18 protein-coding genes are annotated in these 15,678 nt (G+C 42.9%); 5 read left to right on the top strand and 13 right to left on the bottom strand.

The features are described 5' to 3' along the window. Window position 1 precedes the first annotated feature (1 nt). Genes pbp2X through rsmH form a run of 3 tightly spaced genes read right to left on the bottom strand, consistent with a single transcriptional unit; the run spans window position 2 to window position 3,539 of the window. Entirely contained in the window at window positions 2-2,257 is a 2,256-nt protein-coding gene (gene pbp2X, locus I2H52_RS08700) for a penicillin-binding protein PBP2X (protein ID WP_195595037.1), read from the bottom strand. A gap of 3 nt (window positions 2,258-2,260) precedes the next feature. Then, on the bottom strand, window positions 2,261-2,578 hold the full coding sequence (gene ftsL / locus I2H52_RS08695; protein ID WP_000840799.1) for a cell division protein FtsL: 318 nt from the start codon (window positions 2,576-2,578) through the stop codon (window positions 2,261-2,263). A 10-nt stretch (window positions 2,579-2,588) separates the two neighbouring features. Further along, window positions 2,589-3,539 carry a 16S rRNA (cytosine(1402)-N(4))-methyltransferase RsmH gene (gene rsmH, locus I2H52_RS08690; RefSeq protein WP_000159388.1) on the bottom strand — a complete coding sequence of 317 codons (951 nt, stop codon included), beginning with the start codon at window positions 3,537-3,539 and terminating at the stop codon, window positions 2,589-2,591. A gap of 161 nt (window positions 3,540-3,700) precedes the next feature. Here rsmH and I2H52_RS08685 point away from each other — a divergent pair, with 161 nt between their 5' ends. From I2H52_RS08685 to I2H52_RS08665, 5 genes are read left to right on the top strand one after another with little or no spacing between them, the layout of a single operon-like run. Next, a complete protein-coding gene (locus tag I2H52_RS08685; protein ID WP_001082470.1) occupies window positions 3,701-3,895 on the top strand; it encodes a helix-turn-helix transcriptional regulator in 195 nt (64 codons plus the stop codon). A 15-nt stretch (window positions 3,896-3,910) separates the two neighbouring features. Then, window positions 3,911-4,453, top strand: coding sequence for a DUF3278 domain-containing protein (locus tag I2H52_RS08680; RefSeq protein WP_195595035.1), 543 nt, complete (start codon window positions 3,911-3,913; stop codon window positions 4,451-4,453). A gap of 10 nt (window positions 4,454-4,463) precedes the next feature. After that, window positions 4,464-4,799, top strand: coding sequence for a hypothetical protein (locus I2H52_RS08675; RefSeq protein WP_045616424.1), 336 nt, complete (start codon window positions 4,464-4,466; stop codon window positions 4,797-4,799). 12 nt (window positions 4,800-4,811) lie between these two features. Further along, a complete protein-coding gene (locus I2H52_RS08670; RefSeq protein ID WP_195595033.1) occupies window positions 4,812-5,390 on the top strand; it encodes a DUF3278 domain-containing protein in 579 nt (192 codons plus the stop codon). Further along, window positions 5,387-5,863, top strand: coding sequence for a glutathione peroxidase (locus tag I2H52_RS08665; protein WP_045616426.1), 477 nt, complete (start codon window positions 5,387-5,389; stop codon window positions 5,861-5,863). The genes I2H52_RS08670 and I2H52_RS08665 overlap by 4 nt, the downstream gene beginning before the upstream one ends. A gap of 21 nt (window positions 5,864-5,884) precedes the next feature. On the opposite strand, the gene I2H52_RS08660 is transcribed toward I2H52_RS08665, so the two are convergent. From I2H52_RS08660 to pheT, 10 genes are all read right to left on the bottom strand, one after another. After that, complete coding sequence (locus tag I2H52_RS08660; protein WP_045616427.1) at window positions 5,885-6,193, bottom strand: DUF5960 family protein; 309 nt, start codon at window positions 6,191-6,193, stop codon at window positions 5,885-5,887. Beyond that, complete coding sequence (locus tag I2H52_RS08655; RefSeq protein ID WP_045616428.1) at window positions 6,186-6,548, bottom strand: hypothetical protein; 363 nt, start codon at window positions 6,546-6,548, stop codon at window positions 6,186-6,188. The genes I2H52_RS08660 and I2H52_RS08655 overlap by 8 nt, the downstream gene beginning before the upstream one ends. Continuing rightward, window positions 6,545-7,960: a Y-family DNA polymerase gene (locus I2H52_RS08650; protein WP_195595032.1), complete on the bottom strand. Its 1,416-nt coding sequence runs from the start codon at window positions 7,958-7,960 to the stop codon at window positions 6,545-6,547. The genes I2H52_RS08655 and I2H52_RS08650 overlap by 4 nt, the downstream gene beginning before the upstream one ends. 3 nt (window positions 7,961-7,963) lie before the next feature. Continuing rightward, window positions 7,964-8,650: an XRE family transcriptional regulator gene (locus tag I2H52_RS08645; RefSeq protein WP_195595030.1), complete on the bottom strand. Its 687-nt coding sequence runs from the start codon at window positions 8,648-8,650 to the stop codon at window positions 7,964-7,966. A 265-nt stretch (window positions 8,651-8,915) separates the two neighbouring features. Continuing rightward, entirely contained in the window at window positions 8,916-9,428 is a 513-nt protein-coding gene (locus I2H52_RS08640; protein WP_195595028.1) for a GNAT family N-acetyltransferase, read from the bottom strand. Between the two features lie 408 nt (window positions 9,429-9,836). Further along, window positions 9,837-10,229 (bottom strand): 30S ribosomal protein S9, encoded by a 393-nt coding sequence (rpsI, locus tag I2H52_RS08630; RefSeq protein ID WP_000075973.1) that lies wholly within the window; start codon window positions 10,227-10,229, stop codon window positions 9,837-9,839. 18 nt (window positions 10,230-10,247) lie between these two features. Next, a complete protein-coding gene (gene rplM / locus I2H52_RS08625) occupies window positions 10,248-10,694 on the bottom strand; it encodes a 50S ribosomal protein L13 (protein ID WP_001044624.1) in 447 nt (148 codons plus the stop codon). 210 nt (window positions 10,695-10,904) lie between these two features. Further along, a complete protein-coding gene (locus tag I2H52_RS08620; RefSeq protein WP_001245389.1) occupies window positions 10,905-12,104 on the bottom strand; it encodes an ABC transporter permease in 1,200 nt (399 codons plus the stop codon). Further along, entirely contained in the window at window positions 12,101-12,994 is an 894-nt protein-coding gene (locus tag I2H52_RS08615) for an ABC transporter ATP-binding protein (RefSeq protein ID WP_049520608.1), read from the bottom strand. Before I2H52_RS08615 ends, I2H52_RS08620 begins: the two co-directional genes overlap by 4 nt. 249 nt (window positions 12,995-13,243) lie before the next feature. Further along, entirely contained in the window at window positions 13,244-15,649 is a 2,406-nt protein-coding gene (gene pheT / locus I2H52_RS08610; protein WP_195595024.1) for a phenylalanine--tRNA ligase subunit beta, read from the bottom strand. Between the last annotated feature and the right edge of the window lie 29 nt (window positions 15,650-15,678).

Here is a 15,678-nt window from a genome sequence, read left to right as displayed (position 1 = left end):
CTTAATCTCCTAAAGTTATTTTCATTTTTTTAAGGTCTTTGAGGGCTGTATTGGCACGGACACTTTGTTTCTTGACCGTTTTGCCACTACCTTCCCACTCGACTTCTATATTCAGCCATTTGGCAAATGTTTGCACATTTTCATCTGTCCAGCCATACATATCAGGCATTTCTTCGACCTTATCTGACAGGATCAAGATTTGCTGATTGGCTTCCAAATTATCTCCTTCAGAAACCGAGAGTTCCTTGATCTTGGTTCCTGTTCCGATAACGATTGGTTGGACAAGGTTACGACGCAATTCCTCTGCGAGGTCACCTGGGGTAAAGTCCTTGGTAGCTGGCATGGCATAGCTTGTCGTCTTGCTGACCTGATCTAAGCTCTTGGCAGTTGACTGAAGATTGAGGGATTCTTTCATAGCAGAAGCCCGCTCAAGGATTGGATTAGCAAACTCTCCCAGCTGAACACCCGAATAATGCTCTGGCTGTTGCACCGTCACATAGAGGATAAAGTCAGGATTTTCTGCAGGATGCATCGACACAACAGAGAAGATATAGTTGGTTTCACCTGTAAGGTAACCCCCATTCTTCTCATCGGCAATCTGAGCTGTCCCTGATTTCAGAGCGACATTCTGTCCCGGAACATTGACATTTGGTTTTCCTGTACTGTGGTTGTACATGGTACCGTAGACAGGATCTGTTCCGACCATGACCATGTGCTCCCGAGTATAGGACGCTGCTGCTTTTGACACAGGATTTCCGACAATTTCCTTTTGAGACTTACGAATAGACTGGTCATTTGGATCATAGAGAGCACTAATAAATTTCGGTTCCAACATAACCCCATCATTAGCAATAGCTGTAAAGGCACGAAGCATCTGGGTCTGGGTAACAGAAATCCCTTGTCCAAATGAACTCATGGCGATATTGACAATATTATCAGCAGGCAATTGACCTGTGTACTCATCCGCCAGACCAAAACGGGTCGGCACCCCAAACTTAAAGCGGTTAAGGTAATCAAGCCAGGTTGCATCCCCCATCTTTTGCTCAAGCAAGGTCATCCCGATATTACTTGAGTGGGCAAATCCTTGAGAGAAGGTCATGGTGCCACCACTAGTCAATCCTTCATTGACGTCCCAGTCTCGAATGGTCGCATCAGCTATTTTCAATTCGCTACTGTTAAAGTATTCGCCACCAGGGAAGGTATTGTTATCAATGGCTGAGGCCAACATCATCACCTTCATGGTTGACCCTGGCTCGTAGTTACTTTGATAGAGGATATCACGCCAGACAAAGTCTTTTGTGATGCCATCCTTGGTATCTGCATTGAAGGTCGGCCGTTGGGTTGTAGCCAGGATTTCCCCTGTTTTAGCGCTAACCAAGGTAGCCGTCATATACTTGCCTTTTACTTTTTCCTGGAAGGCATCCATCTGAGTTTCCATAAAGGATTGCAAGGGACTAGAAAGGGTTGTGTAGACATCTTTTCCATCTACTGTTTGTTGAGAAGCTTGATCTGTACCCGGAACAATATTTCCCAGACGATCTTTCTCATAGGTGATGATCCCATCTGTACCCGCCAGAATGTTATTTAAAGAACTCTCCAAACCAGATGTCCCAATCAACCTTTTGGTGCCATCCTCATTTTCATGGAGTTGCGCTAAACCGATAAAGGAAGAAGCAAACTGTCCATTGGGATAACTGCGGTTAGGGCTAGTTGTAAAGTCAACTCCCTCAACGCCAGCTGTTTTAAGGTCATTTTTAATAGCCATCATATTGGCATAGGTGATCCCATTTCCCTTGGTACCAAAAGACACCTGTTTTAGATCTGGCTGAGAAAGTTGTTCCTTGACATAAGACTCCTCCATATCGAGGTATTTATGGAAAATTTCAGCTACCTTATTAAATTGAGAATCTTCTACATAGAGAATTTTGCCTGTTGCCGACTTGTAGGTCTTATCAATAACAGCATAGATATTATAAGAAGTTGCATCCTCAGCAATAGGCGTTCCATTACGATCGTAGATGGTTCCCCGTTTTGCAGGAATCGTCTTGGTTGTTTGATGGACCTTGTTGGCTTCTTGAACCAAGTCCTTCCCAAATTTTTTACCCGTTCCGATAATGACCGCAAAGTTGACCAAAAAGACAGCGAAGAGTATGACAGCCAATAAACTCAGGCTTTTCCCTACTCTTCGGCGATTTTCTTCTGGAGATTTACGGTTACGGACGGCATAACGGATGATTTTTTCTTTCCACTGTTTCATTTCTTACTCCGTTGCTCGGATATTTTCGTTATTCAGCTGTAAATTCTTAGAGTTTGCAATTTCTTTCAAACGTTCTGAACGAATCAATTCATTGACCTCTTGCTTGGCATCGTCTAGCTCGGTTTTCTTTTCTTCGATTTGAGCATTGACCTTGGTCAATTCATTCTGAACTTGTAATAGCTTGGTCTGCATAAACACAACGCTGACTGCCAGGATAATCATTGTTGCAGCAATCGAAACATAGAAGGCCTTTTCCACACGTGAAAAACCTTTAAACTTCGTTTGCAATAACTGGCTTGTTTTTTCGATTCTTTCTGCCATGTTTTTCCTCTTACTTGTGAATTTTTCTAGCCACGCGCAACTTGGCTGAATGCGAACGATTGTTGGCTTCTAGCTCTTCGGCACTTGGCAAGATTGGCTTACGGGATACCAATTCCATCTTGGGCTTAAGGTCATCTGGAATGAAGGGCAAGCCTTTGGGAACTTCCACTGTTGAAGCTTCCTTGAATAATTGCTTGGTCAAGCGATCTTCCAGAGAATGGAAGGTAATGACCGAGATTCTACCATCCAAAGCCAGCATGTCCATGGCCTGCTGGATAGATTCATCTGCAGCGCCCAGCTCATCATTGACTTCGATTCGGATAGCTTGGAAAATCTGCTTGGCAGGGTGTCCCTTTTTCTTGAGTTCCTTGGCAGGCTTGGCCGACTTGATAATCTCTGCCAACTCCGTCGTTGTCTCAATGGGTTTCACCTCACGCGCTTGCTCAATCTTACGAGCTATCTGTTTAGAAAACTTATCCTCACCATACTTGAAAAAGATCCGAACCAAGTCATGATAGTCATAATGATTGACCACCTCATAGGCCGTCAGACTAGCTTCCTGATTCATCCGCATATCCAGTGGCGCATCCTTTTTATAAGAAAAGCCACGTTCACGCTGATCTAGCTGAGGACTGGACACTCCCAAGTCATAACAAATTCCATCAATTTCCTGGACACCAGCCTCCTGCAAACGTGCCTGCAAATGACGGAAGTTATCCTTGATAAAGGTTACCATCCCCTTTTCGATATAGGGTGCCAACCGTTTTTGCGCATTGTCAATGGCATTCTGGTCCTGGTCAAAGGCATAGAGATGCCCTTTTTCGCTCAATTTACTTAATAAATATTCGCTATGGCCTGCTCCACCCAAGGTCGCATCAACGTAGATACCGTCAGGTTTCACGTCAAGCATATCAATCGTTTCATGAAGCAAGACCGTTACATGATGAAATTCTTTTGTCATATCTTATCTATTTTACCACAAATCTGACCAGCTTGCACTTGTCAGACAAGGCTAAGTTTCTTCGAAAAAAATTCCCAAAAAATGTCACATATACTTGACATATCATCTCCAAAAGAATATAATATAGTCAAATATATGCGACATATCAGAAAGGAGACCCTATGAATCGTGTCAAAGAATTCCGTAAGGAACTGGGCATTTCCCAGCTCGAGCTCGCCAAAGATATCGGTGTCTCGAGACAGACCATCAACATGATTGAAAATGACAAGTACAATCCTACTCTGGAACTCTGTCTCAATCTCGCCCGCAGCCTCCAAACTGACCTTAACAGTCTTTTTTGGGAAGACGATTTTTAAAAAAGGAGCAAACAAATGAAAGAAGAAACTCTCACTGAAAAACTCATCAAATGCACATACGGCATTTCTGGTCCCCTTGACGAACACAAACGGCGCGAGGCCGATCGTATCGGGAATCAGGTCTTTATCGTTCTCTTTTATCTCATGATATTTGGCAACCTCATCCCCTTTGTCCTTTCTTACAAATACCCGCAAATTGTCGCTATCGGCTATCCTCTAGTGGTATTTGGCATTTCGATGATGGCTACCCTCTATGTGGTCTCTCAAACCAAAAAAACGGGCATCACAGCTATTGATCCCGAAATGCTGAGTCAGAAAGAAAGCAAACAGCTACATTTTCCTGGTCTAAAAGCCGGTCTGATCTACGGCATGGGCATGTTCTTTGGAATACCGTTTCTGAATGTCCTAACCGATGATAGCAAGGATTATCTTGGTTCTCTTTTAAATGCAGGACATTTTGTATCAACTATCCTAGCTACCCTCTTCTTCGGATTGACCATACAAATTATCGTCTCTCTTCGCATTCGAAAAGCCAAGAAAGTCCAAGAAGACGACTAGGAGGTGCCTTATGAAATCACTAGCTAGACTACTGATCAATCATGTTTTTATCAGTATTTTCCTTTCCTTCGCCCTTGTTTCAGGAGCTATATCTCATACCGTTTTAATACTCTTACTCCTCTTTCTTCCTGCGCTCAATAAAGGACTTGAGAATATCCAATCAAAACGGGTACCTATCCTTAACGCAGCCCTCTTCTTTCTCCTCATATCCTTTCCACAGCTTTTAATCAACCCTGTCCAATGGAAATTTCCAATATTCCTAGTCATAACCATTATTTCAAGTTTGGCCTACTTCTATAACTTTTATCAAGTAGTTAAAGAAGTCGATCAAAAACAGTTGATTTAGGAGATTACTCCCATGAAAAAAGAAGATTTCACCACTCGCTTACTCAAACTGTTCTTTCACATACAAGGTCCCTTTGATGAATGCCGCCAAGAGATGATCTACAGGGCTTGTGCCCGTGCCTTGATCCAAATCGTTTACTCCTTCCTCCTACTCTTCTTGTTCTATCTCCTATTTGGACGCTTCATAGAGTTGGTTCGAGATGCCATGCCCTACCTCTATTTTGGACTTATCTTCGTCCTCTCATCTAGGACGAGACTAGCAGTTCGCGACTTACGTTTGGACAAGGATGACCAGTCCGAAATCCATCACAAAAGCTACAGCAAAAGCCAGATCAAAGTTCGTAGTTGGGGTGTATTCGTCAGTATTCCAATTGGCTTGTTTGTCTTATCAACCTTTCACAAACTCTTTGTTCAGCATCTTCCCCTCGATACCTTTTGGGACAATCTCTCCCAGTTCGATAAAATGCTCCCTTTACTAGTCTTGGGTTTGGGAATTGGTGCCATCTTTGGAACCATGACCTACGCCTTTTTATCGGAACACGAGGTGAAACACTCTGAATCAGGAATGCATAAGGAGAATATAGAAAAATGACTAGTATATATGATTTTTCCGTTTTAAACCAAAATAACCAAGCAACTCCCCTGGAGAGCTATCGTGGCAAAGTTCTCTTGATTGTCAATACTGCTACTGGATGTGGTTTAACACCCCAGTACCAGGGACTTCAAGAACTCTATGAACGCTATCAAGATAAGAGCTTTGAAATCCTAGATTTCCCTTGCAATCAATTTATGGGACAGGCACCCGGCAGCGCAGAGGAAATCAATAGCTTCTGCAGCCTACACTATCAGACAACTTTCCCTCGCTTTGCCAAGATCAAGGTCAACGGCAAGGAAGCAGATCCTCTTTATGTTTGGCTAAAAGACAAGAAAGCTGGTCCTCTAGGAAAACGAATCGAATGGAATTTTGCTAAGTTTCTCATTAGCCGAGATGGGCAAGTACTTGAGCGCTTCTCTTCCAAAACAGACCCCCAAACCATCCAAGAGTCTCTCCAAAAAATACTCTAATTTCTTTTTAAACGTATCCTTTCAACCAAAATAGAGCTGTTGGTCAGTATTCTCGACTCCAGCATATGCATAGGTTCGATTTCTAGGGCACTCTTTTTCTGTCACTACCCTAAAATAAAAGCGATGCTCCCGCCCATCCTTGGCATTTTCCTTGTTTAAGACGAAGTAGTTCTTCTGATTCATTGCCATGGTTCGTAGGATATCATCGATCAAAAAAGTCAAGGGAACATTCATGGCAGAGTATTTTTGGAAATCCTCTTCAAAACGGATATAATTATCTGAAAAATAATCCATCTGCAGTTTGTTTTCATACAGCTCTTTTCTAGTCATAAACTCCCTCCTCCCACAGTCGAATTTCGAGGATGTCTGTAAGTTCTATCAGCCTATATCCCTCATTTGTCCTAATATATAGAGTTTTAGGTGATAATTCGCTCACCTCACCGATGATTGTCGTTTTTTGCTTTCTTTCCTTGACAACAAAACATCCCTTCAATTGACCAACATAAAGCTGAGAAAGCAAGAGTAGCTTCTCAACTGAATTCAAATTCGTCGAAAAATCAACACGATTTTTTTCGTCACCAAGCGAGCTGGTATGCTCCGAGAGGAAAAAGCCCATCCACTTCTGCATCCCTGGATCTTGATAGTCTCGTGCAGATTGAAAAGGTAAATAAGAACGATCAATCATTGTAATCCATCTAATCCTCCAGCAGAATGCCCACCAATCAGCTTGCTTCTGGCAAGACTCCTAGAGGCTTCTTCCAGTGCATTGGCCTTTAGGAGAGAAGTGAAGCCAAATTGTTCCCGAATGGAGTCAATGGCCGTCTGGAGCCTTTCTTCTTTTTCTAACTTGTCAACATCATCAAAGAGGGAAATCAAACCAAAGGAATCGTCCACAAATCCTGAATAGTTGACTCCGACACTTCTGACCGCCCCAGAAGTGTATTTATTATGAAATAGCTTCAAAACATAATCCGTTAAGATAGCCGTATTATTGGTAGGTTCGACCTTCATTTGTGTGTGAATAGACGGCCTAACCTCCTGTTTAGAGAAACCAAGATAGATAGAGACAAGGGTTGTTTTCTTGCCCGCCCTTCTCAGTCTAATAGCCACCTGCTCTGCCATTTCTCGGAGAATAATTTCGATATCCCGTAACTTCACGTAGTCTCTCGGCAAGATTTGAGAATTTCCCAAACCTTGGGACTTAGCTTTATAGGGCTTATGAACATTGCTCTCGTCAATCCCGTTAGCATGAAACCACAAACGCAGGCCAGCCTGACCGAGAGCTTTCTTTAGCTGGTCTGGATTGCTGGTTGCCAATTCCTTGATGGAAAAAATCCCCAGAGCATGCAAGCGTTTCTCCATCCGCCTGCCAATCCCCCAAAAATCCGTCATCTTGGGAATGGCCCAGACCTTCTCTTCCACATCCTGATAAGACCAGTTGGCCCTCATGGTCGGGATGTGCTTGGCCTCATTATCCAGAGCCAACTTGGCTAGTAAGGGATTGGCATTGGACATACCCACCGTAGAGTAGATCCCTATCTGCCTCCAAATATCTCTCTGGATACGAGCAGAAAGCATATCCAGCTTGTCTTTGCGAGAAATCTGCTTGTCTGGGATGAAATAGTTGAGCGAACTGGTTAAATCGATAAAGCCCTCATCGATAGAGTAAGGATAAATATCCTCTGGACTACCATAGTTTTGAAAGATTCGCTGGATTTCCATATTGACCGCTATATACTCGTCCATCCGAGGAGGGACAATCAAGGTGACTTGTGCCCAATCTTCGATATAACGCATATAGTCTGAATCTGTAGGCAATCCTTGCTTCCTGGCATTGTAATAGGAAAATTTGCGGGTCTTGATATCAAAGGGCAGATCATAGGCCCGGCCAACATTTGACTTGCCAAAAATCTTCTTAAACATGGGAGAGGAGGCTAGGATCAGACCAGTTGAATTATCCGCGCGACTCATGACACAAAGCGAGGTCTTCAGCGGATGCAAACCCCTTTTCACACACTCAACACTGGCATAAAAGGATTTCATATCGACAAAGGCAATATCACTTTCGGGCTCTCTGGAATAATCAAAGTAGCCCATAGGCTAGCCCTCCATTGGCACAAAGTTCCCAACGATAATCCCTACAATCCGAGGATCTTCCTCATAGGAGATGAAAATATCCTCGTATTTGGGATTGATAGAGACCAGACGCAAGCCATCTTCCTCACGATAGACCCGTTTGATATAGGTCTGGTTGTTGCAGACCACTGCATAAACAGCCCCATCATAATCAAATCCTGTTTCCCGAATCAGAGCCACAGAACCATTTTGATATTTAGGTTCCATGGAATCCCCAGAGACCCAGGACGCAAAATCATGGGCTAGTTCTTCATTAAAGTAGACCGTATCAAAATTTCGGTCATCGTAGATCGAAGCCCCAATCCCTGCTGACATGCGTTCATAGACACGGTACTCGTAGAGACGCTCTGGCATGGTCGTCACTTTCTGAGCCTGTTCCTCTTGAGCCAGATTGCGAGCATAGAGAACAACCTTTTCCTTCCTTTGCTTGGAGAGGCTATTGTAGAGACGGACAATCTCTATCTGGGTGAAATAGCCTTTTGCGACTTTTAAAATCTTCTCTAGCTGAGCAACCTTCTCCTTGGATGGTTCCTTGACCCCGCGTTCCCAAGCCGAATAAGCCTGAAAACTAATCCCCAACTCCTCTGCAACTTCCTTCTGTGTCAATTTTAACTCTTTTCTCCGAGCCTTAAGTTTTTCTGGTTGGTACATGATTCACCTCCTAGTGTGATGCTTTAATGGACATTATCTCCCTTAGAAAGACAAATCGACGGTTGAACTTACATATTCAAAATTCAACCAATTCGGTTTAGTTTTATTATATAAAAAAAGTGGACGATTGTCCACTGGGAAAATCAAGTTTAAACAGCAACACTTATCTATTTTGAACAAAAAAAGACATCCAAGAGTAAATTCTTAAATGTCTGGAAAGATTGATGCCTCCATTAACCTTGTTAATAGACCGGAATTGATGATATTATGGTCTCCTTATCTCAAATACTGCTGTATGAACCCACTCATTATGAATTTGTAAGTCATTTTCTATAACCCTACTAAAGGTGAAGCCATTTTTTAAAAGCACCCTCTGAGAGGCTAGATTACCTGTTGCCGTTCCTGCAATGATTCTATTAAAACCATAAGTCGTGAAGGCTTTTTCTAAAACGAGTTTAACCGCTTCGCTGGCATAACCTAAATTGTTAACATTTTCCCCAATTCTATACCCAAGTTCTGCTGTTTTCCGATCACCATCTAAGACACTTAAATTGATTCTCCCGACCATAACGCCTTGCGAATCTCCAATAAGATGCATATAGACATCACGATTCCTTTGTTCCGTTAACAATTCCCTTGTAATTTCTTTAAAACCTTCTAAATCAAAATAGTTAGCTGGTCTAGGAGGTAAATTTCGTTCAAAATACTCTCGATTTTCTTTTTCAAAAGAATAGACGTCTAGACTATTTGCTTCAGACAACAGTTCTAAACTAATCATTGTAAATCATCTCCCATCATTATCTACATTCAACATTTTCTCATGTTTACACAAAGTGAAATTTACAGAATTTAAAGAGATTCTTTTATTTTCTGTATAGTTTCTACATTATAACACAAAATACTATGAATAAGCATAATATTCAAGGCACCACACCAGCCAAACAGGTTAGAATATCTATCAAAGCTATTTCTGAAGCACTAACGCACAGTGACACAGGCACAACTCAAATTTATGTAAATACCTCTAATGTAGTTCCTATGACAGTAGGTGAATTTGCTTTAAAGTCTCTAAAACAATAAGGTGAAAATAAGGTGAACTTTGAGGTGAACTTTTTCAAAAAACATAAAAAAAGCACCCATGAGGTAAACTCTTGAGTGCTTCGAAACGTTGATATAATCGTATTGATTAACGTTTTGAGAATTGTGATGCTTTACGAGCTTTCTTAAGACCTGGTTTCTTACGCTCAACTTTACGTGAGTCACGTGTAAGAAGTCCTGCGCGTTTCAATGAATCGCGGAAGTCTGGGTCTACTTGAAGAAGGGCACGAGCGATACCGTGACGGATAGCTCCTGATTGACCAGCGTATCCACCACCTACAACGTTAACGAAAACGTCGTATGAACCTACAGTTGAAGTAACTGCAAATGGTTGGTTGATAACAAGACGAAGGTCAGCGTGTGGGATGTACTCTTCAACATCTTTTTTGTTAACAGTGATTTTACCAGTTCCTGGAACAAGGCGAACGCGTGCAACAGCGTTTTTACGACGTCCAGTACCTGCATATTGTGCTTGTGACATACTTTATTGTTCCTTTCCTTAGATAAGTCCTGAAATATCAAGAACTTCTGGTTGTTGTGCAGCGTGAGTGTGCTCAGCTCCAACGAATACTTTCAATTTCATACCTTGAGCGCGGCCAAGAGTATTGTGTGGAAGCATACCTTTAACTGATTTTTCGATCAAACGTACTGCATTTTTAGAACGAAGTTCACCAGCAGAGATTTGTTTCAATCCACCTGGGTGGTTTGAGTGGGTGTAGTAGATCTTATCAGTTGCTTTTTTACCAGTCAATTTAACTTTTTCAGCATTGATAACGATTACGAAGTCACCTGTATCAGTGTGTGGTGTGAATGTTGGTTTGTTTTTTCCGCGAAGTACGCTAGCAACAACTGCTGAAAGGCGTCCAAGAGGTACATCAGTTGCGTCAACAACGTACCATTTGCGTTCTACTTGGCCTGGTTTAGCCATGAATGTAGTTTTGTTCATGATTTCTCCTATATGAATATCGTTTTTGTTTACAGGGCGGATGTTCCGGTCCGCGAGGTATTTGAAAGGTTCCGGGGCCTTACAAATGGGGTAAACAATACCGTCTACTATCATACCAAATTTTACTACTAAAAGTCAATAGATATGAAAAATATTTTTGCCGATTTCAGTGTTTAACATCTAGAAAAACCTCGCTTTTGCGAGGCTCTCCTATTTATAAGCTAAGGCACGTTTAAAGGTTTTCCAGATTCCCAAATCATCTGTTTGAAGGACTAGACTAGCATACATGCGCCCGATAAAGGCTGTTGCAGTGATTGCAAAAACAACCGTTATGGCAAGCGAAATCCAAGCTTCTAGACCACTTGCATACCCATTTATAGCTCTAAATGGCATAAAGAAGGTCGAGATGAAAGGAATAAAGGAACCAATTTTCAGAACTAAATTATCCCCAGCAGCACCTAGAGAAGTCACACCGACAAATCCTGCTATAATCAAGATCATCAATGGCGACAAGGCCTTTCCTGAATCCTCAGGGCGAGAAACCATAGAGCCTAGGAAGGCTGCTAAAACAACGTACATAAAGAGGCTAACCAAGACAAACAATAAGGTATTGAGCGAGAAGGCCTCTCCTATATGGTTTAAAATACCAGATTGTGCCAAGATTGGTAGGTCCTTAAAGAGCAGAATGGCAGCCAGCCCACCCACGACGTAAATGCCAATATGAGTCAAAATCACAAGAAGCAAAGCCAGCATGCGAGCGTAGAAATAATGACTAGCTCGGATACTAGAGAAGACCACCTCCATGATTTTGGTTCCTTTCTCGCTAGCTACTTCCTGAGCAGTGACACTAGCATAGGTAATCAAAATCATATAAAGGAAGAAACCAAGCCCTGCGGCCGCAATGGTTTGAACAATTTTTTTGTTTTCCTTAGATTCATCAATCTTCTCAGTAAAATCAACGGTTTGACTCAAGCGTTGTTCCTGTTCTTGAGACAAATTGGCTGCCGAACGATTGAGTTGATATTGCAGTTCGTTTAGCTTATTGGTTACTGCTAGTTTGATGCCTGTTTCAAGAGAAGTTTCACCGTGATAAACGGCCTTGAGGACGCTGTCCTCTTGGTCAATGGTTAGGTATCCCTTGATTTTCTCATCCTTGATAGCAGCTTGAGCACTGGCTTCATCCTTGTAATCAAAGTTGATACCATTGGTACCCTTGAGCCCTTCTTCCACAGATGGCACCGTTGTTACTACTGCTATCTTGCTATTCTTGGCCATAGAAGAGCCTTGGAGATAGCTAATTCCTCCAGTTAGAGCGATAAAAAAGAACGGCGAAATCACCATAAAGAAGAAACTCCACGACTTGACATGTCGAAGATAGGTTTCCTTCATTACAACCCACATATTTCTCATACTTCCACCCCTGATTCTAGTTTAAAGATTTCATCGATTGTTGGAGCTTGTTGGTCAAAGGTCGCGATGTATTGACCTTGAGTGAGGATTGGGAAGAGTTCCCTTCCAGCGCTCTCATCATCGAGGATCAATTTCCAACTGCCTTGCTTGGTCAAGCTCACCTGTTTGACGTGAGGAAGTTTTTCCAATTCTTCCTTGCTTCGTTCACTTGAAACAAAAAGACGTGTTTTCCCGTATTGATTGCGAACATCCTGAACAGGTCCATGCAAGACCACTCGGCCATCTCGAATCATCAGGATATCATCGCAAAGTTCCTCAACGTTGGTCATAACATGGTCAGAAAAGATAATGATTGCACCGCGCTCTTTCTCTTTCAAGATGACTTGTTTGAGTAACTCGGTATTAACTGGATCCAAACCACTAAAAGGCTCATCCAGGATGATCAAGTCTGGCTCATGGATCAGGGTGATGATCAACTGAATTTTCTGTTGATTCCCTTTAGAGAGGCTCTTGATTTTGTCGGTCAATTTGCCCTTCACTTCCAATTTTTCCATCCATTGAGGGAGTTTTTCCTTGACTTCCTTAGCATCCATGCTTTTTAGAGTCGCCAAGTAGCGAACTTGCTCAAGGACTGTCAGCTTGGGCATGAGACTGCGTTCCTCAGGCAGATAGCCAATCCGAGCATAGGTTTCCTGACGAATTTCCTGCCCATCCAGACTGATCTCTCCTTGATACTCTAAAAATTTCAACATACTGTGGAAAATCGTTGTTTTCCCAGCACCATTCTTCCCGACCAGTCCCAAAATTCGTCCTGGACTTGCCTGAAAATCGACACCAAACAAGACTTGCTTGGAACCGAAACTTTTCTCTAGATTTCTTACTTCTAGCATTTTCCACCTCCGAAATATGTTGCACTTATTATACTCCTTTTTGATAGCCTTTACAACGATTTATGTCCATTTTATCAGATTATAAGTAGCAAAAGTATCCTTTCTCTAATAAATTTTAAGTATTTCAGTGATAGCTTTAGTATAACTCATTAAAGACTTTCTGAGATAGCTCCCTCCTCAACTATCGCTTTTCTATTCTGAACTGTCCTTTTGAAACTAAAAATCCACCCCGAAGGATGGATTGATGCTTTAACGCACTTCTGCATTCACTTTTTCTTCGAGTGATGCTTGGATTTTTTCCATGTAGCGTGCGACTTCTTCGTCCGTTAAGCTGTCTTCTGGATTTTGGAAGGTCAAGCTATAGGCCATTGACTTCATGCCAACTCCCAGTTTTTCGCCTGAGAAGACGTCAAAGAGTTTGATATCTGTCAATCGTTTCACGCCGGCAGATCGGATAGCATCTACAACTTCTTGATGAGTGACTTCTGCCTTGAGGAGTAGGGCCACGTCACGGCTGACTGCTGGGAATTTGGTGATTTCCACAAATGGAGCAGCTGGTTGAAGGGCAGCTTCAATGGCTGAAAGGTTGAGCTCCGCTACATAAGTTTCTGGGATATCATAAGCCTTGGCAGTAACTGGATGCACTTGGCCAAGGAAACCAAGAACTTGGTCGCCAAGTGAAATCACGGCCGTACGTCCTGGATGTAGACTTGCAATCTCAGCTGTTGCTGCATAGGTCACTTCTAGTCCCAAGCGAGTAAAGAGGGCTTCAAGGATTCCCTTAGCATAGAAGAAATCAACTGGAACTGCTGCCGTTTGGAAATCTTTTTCTGCAACCAAGCCGGTTAAGGCAAAGGCAAAACTATTGATCTCGTTTGGTAGATCTTCTTTTGGATTGCCTGTTTGTTCAAAGACTTTTCCAATCTCGTAAAGAGCCAAGTTTTTGTTCTTACGAGCCACGTTGTAGGCAACGGTATCAAGGATACCTGAGACCATATTTTGACGGAGGACAGAACGGTCCACTGTCATTGGCCACATGAGTTCTGTAAGGTTACTTGGTTGAGCTGTGAACTCAACTGCTTTTTCAGGCGTGGTCAGAGCGTAGGTAATAATCTCTGTCAAACCTGCTCCTTCAGCGATGGTACGAACTTGGCGACGCAATTTTTGTGTCGCAGTCAATTCACCAGCTGTACCATCGTCTTTTGGAAGACTGGCTGGCAAGCGGTCATATCCATAGATACGAGCGATTTCTTCAAAGAGGTCTGCTTCGATGGTAATATCCCAACGACGACGGGGGACGCTGACTGTAAAGCTTTCTGCATTGCCAGAAAGGCCAAAGCCAAGACGACGGAAGACATCTTCCACATCAGCATAGGAAAGTTCTGTACCAAGGACGCGGTTAACATCTGCAAGAGTCGAAGAAACTTCCACATCTGAAGTATCAAGCTCTCCTGCTGAAACGATGCCCTTACGCACTGTCGCACCTGCAAGATCAGCAATCATGCTAGCCGCCGCATCAAGGGCTTCGTTAACAGTTGCCACGTTGATCCCTTTTTCAAAGCGAGAAGAGGATTCCGAACGAAGGTTGAGGCGTCCGCTAGTCTTGCGGATGGATTTGCCATTGAAAACAGCAGCTTCAAGGACAACACGACTAGATTTTTCAGAGATTTCTGTAGCCTCTCCGCCCATAACACCTGCAAGGGCTACTGGTTTGTCTGCGACAGTGATCACTAAATCATTTGTTTCCAAGTCACGTTCTTCACCATCCAAGGTCACCAATTTTTCACCAGCACGCGCTTCACGTACACGGATGTCAGTCCCTTCAAAGGTATCCAAGTCAAAGGCATGCATAGGCTGACCAAAGTAGAGTAGGATATAGTTGGTCACGTCGACCACATTATTGATGGGACGGATACCTTCGTTCATGAGGAGATTTTGTAACCACTGTGGACTTGGTGCGATGGTCACATTGTCCAAGATACGGGCCGCATAGTATGGCGCCTTATCTGTTTCAATCCCTACAGAAAGAGCATCTGCTGCACTTTCATTTGTTTCTGTTAAACTGAATTCTTTAAAGCTAACTGCCTTGTCATAGATAGCTGCTACTTCGTGAGCCACTCCACGCATAGAAAGGGCGTCCGCACGGTTAGGGGTGATTGAAAGTTCGATGATTTCATCATCCAAGTCTAGATATGAGAATACCTCCTCACCTGGTACTGCATCTTCTGGCAAGATTTGGATGCCATCTGCGAATTCCTTTGGAACAACGGAGTCAGAAATCCCCAATTCACCAAGTGAACAGATCATCCCTAGTGACTCTAAGCCACGGATTTTACCTTTTTTGATTTTGTAGTTATCTGCGATGCGGGCACCTGGAAGAGCCACCATAACCTTGATACCAGCACGGACATTCGGTGCACCACAAACGATTTGACGAGTTTCTTCTTCGCCAACGTTAACTTGACAAACATGAAGGTGAGTTTCTGGCACATCTTCGCAAGACAAGACCTCACCGACGACAATTTTTGAGAGACCAGCAGCAGGCGATTCGACACCTTCTACCTCGATTCCTGTGGTTGACATTTTTTCAGCCAACTCTTGTGATGGCACATCAATGTCCACCAACTCTTTTAACCATTTATAAGATACTAACATAATTTAGTTCTCCAGAATGACAGTTGCCA

Origin of the sequence: Streptococcus oralis (genome assembly GCF_015561235.1) — a bacterium.
Lineage (GTDB): Bacteria > Bacillota > Bacilli > Lactobacillales > Streptococcaceae > Streptococcus > Streptococcus oralis_BK.
Note: the sequence above shows the minus strand (reverse complement) of the source record. Positions and strands in the feature narration are given on the sequence as shown.

Coding starts and splice junctions, on each gene's coding strand:
- pbp2X (WP_195595037.1), bottom strand. CDS start 2,257: ATGAAACAGTGGAAAGAAAAAATCATCCGTTATGCCGTCCGTAACCGT.
- ftsL (WP_000840799.1), bottom strand. CDS start 2,578: ATGGCAGAAAGAATCGAAAAAACAAGCCAGTTATTGCAAACGAAGTTT.
- rsmH (WP_000159388.1), bottom strand. CDS start 3,539: ATGACAAAAGAATTTCATCATGTAACGGTCTTGCTTCATGAAACGATT.
- I2H52_RS08685 (WP_001082470.1), top strand. CDS start 3,701: ATGAATCGTGTCAAAGAATTCCGTAAGGAACTGGGCATTTCCCAGCTC.
- I2H52_RS08680 (WP_195595035.1), top strand. CDS start 3,911: ATGAAAGAAGAAACTCTCACTGAAAAACTCATCAAATGCACATACGGC.
- I2H52_RS08675 (WP_045616424.1), top strand. CDS start 4,464: ATGAAATCACTAGCTAGACTACTGATCAATCATGTTTTTATCAGTATT.
- I2H52_RS08670 (WP_195595033.1), top strand. CDS start 4,812: ATGAAAAAAGAAGATTTCACCACTCGCTTACTCAAACTGTTCTTTCAC.
- I2H52_RS08665 (WP_045616426.1), top strand. CDS start 5,387: ATGACTAGTATATATGATTTTTCCGTTTTAAACCAAAATAACCAAGCA.
- I2H52_RS08660 (WP_045616427.1), bottom strand. CDS start 6,193: ATGACTAGAAAAGAGCTGTATGAAAACAAACTGCAGATGGATTATTTT.
- I2H52_RS08655 (WP_045616428.1), bottom strand. CDS start 6,548: ATGATTGATCGTTCTTATTTACCTTTTCAATCTGCACGAGACTATCAA.
- I2H52_RS08650 (WP_195595032.1), bottom strand. CDS start 7,960: ATGGGCTACTTTGATTATTCCAGAGAGCCCGAAAGTGATATTGCCTTT.
- I2H52_RS08645 (WP_195595030.1), bottom strand. CDS start 8,650: ATGTACCAACCAGAAAAACTTAAGGCTCGGAGAAAAGAGTTAAAATTG.
- I2H52_RS08640 (WP_195595028.1), bottom strand. CDS start 9,428: ATGATTAGTTTAGAACTGTTGTCTGAAGCAAATAGTCTAGACGTCTAT.
- rpsI (WP_000075973.1), bottom strand. CDS start 10,229: ATGTCACAAGCACAATATGCAGGTACTGGACGTCGTAAAAACGCTGTT.
- rplM (WP_001044624.1), bottom strand. CDS start 10,694: ATGAACAAAACTACATTCATGGCTAAACCAGGCCAAGTAGAACGCAAA.
- I2H52_RS08620 (WP_001245389.1), bottom strand. CDS start 12,104: ATGAGAAATATGTGGGTTGTAATGAAGGAAACCTATCTTCGACATGTC.
- I2H52_RS08615 (WP_049520608.1), bottom strand. CDS start 12,994: ATGCTAGAAGTAAGAAATCTAGAGAAAAGTTTCGGTTCCAAGCAAGTC.
- pheT (WP_195595024.1), bottom strand. CDS start 15,649: ATGTTAGTATCTTATAAATGGTTAAAAGAGTTGGTGGACATTGATGTG.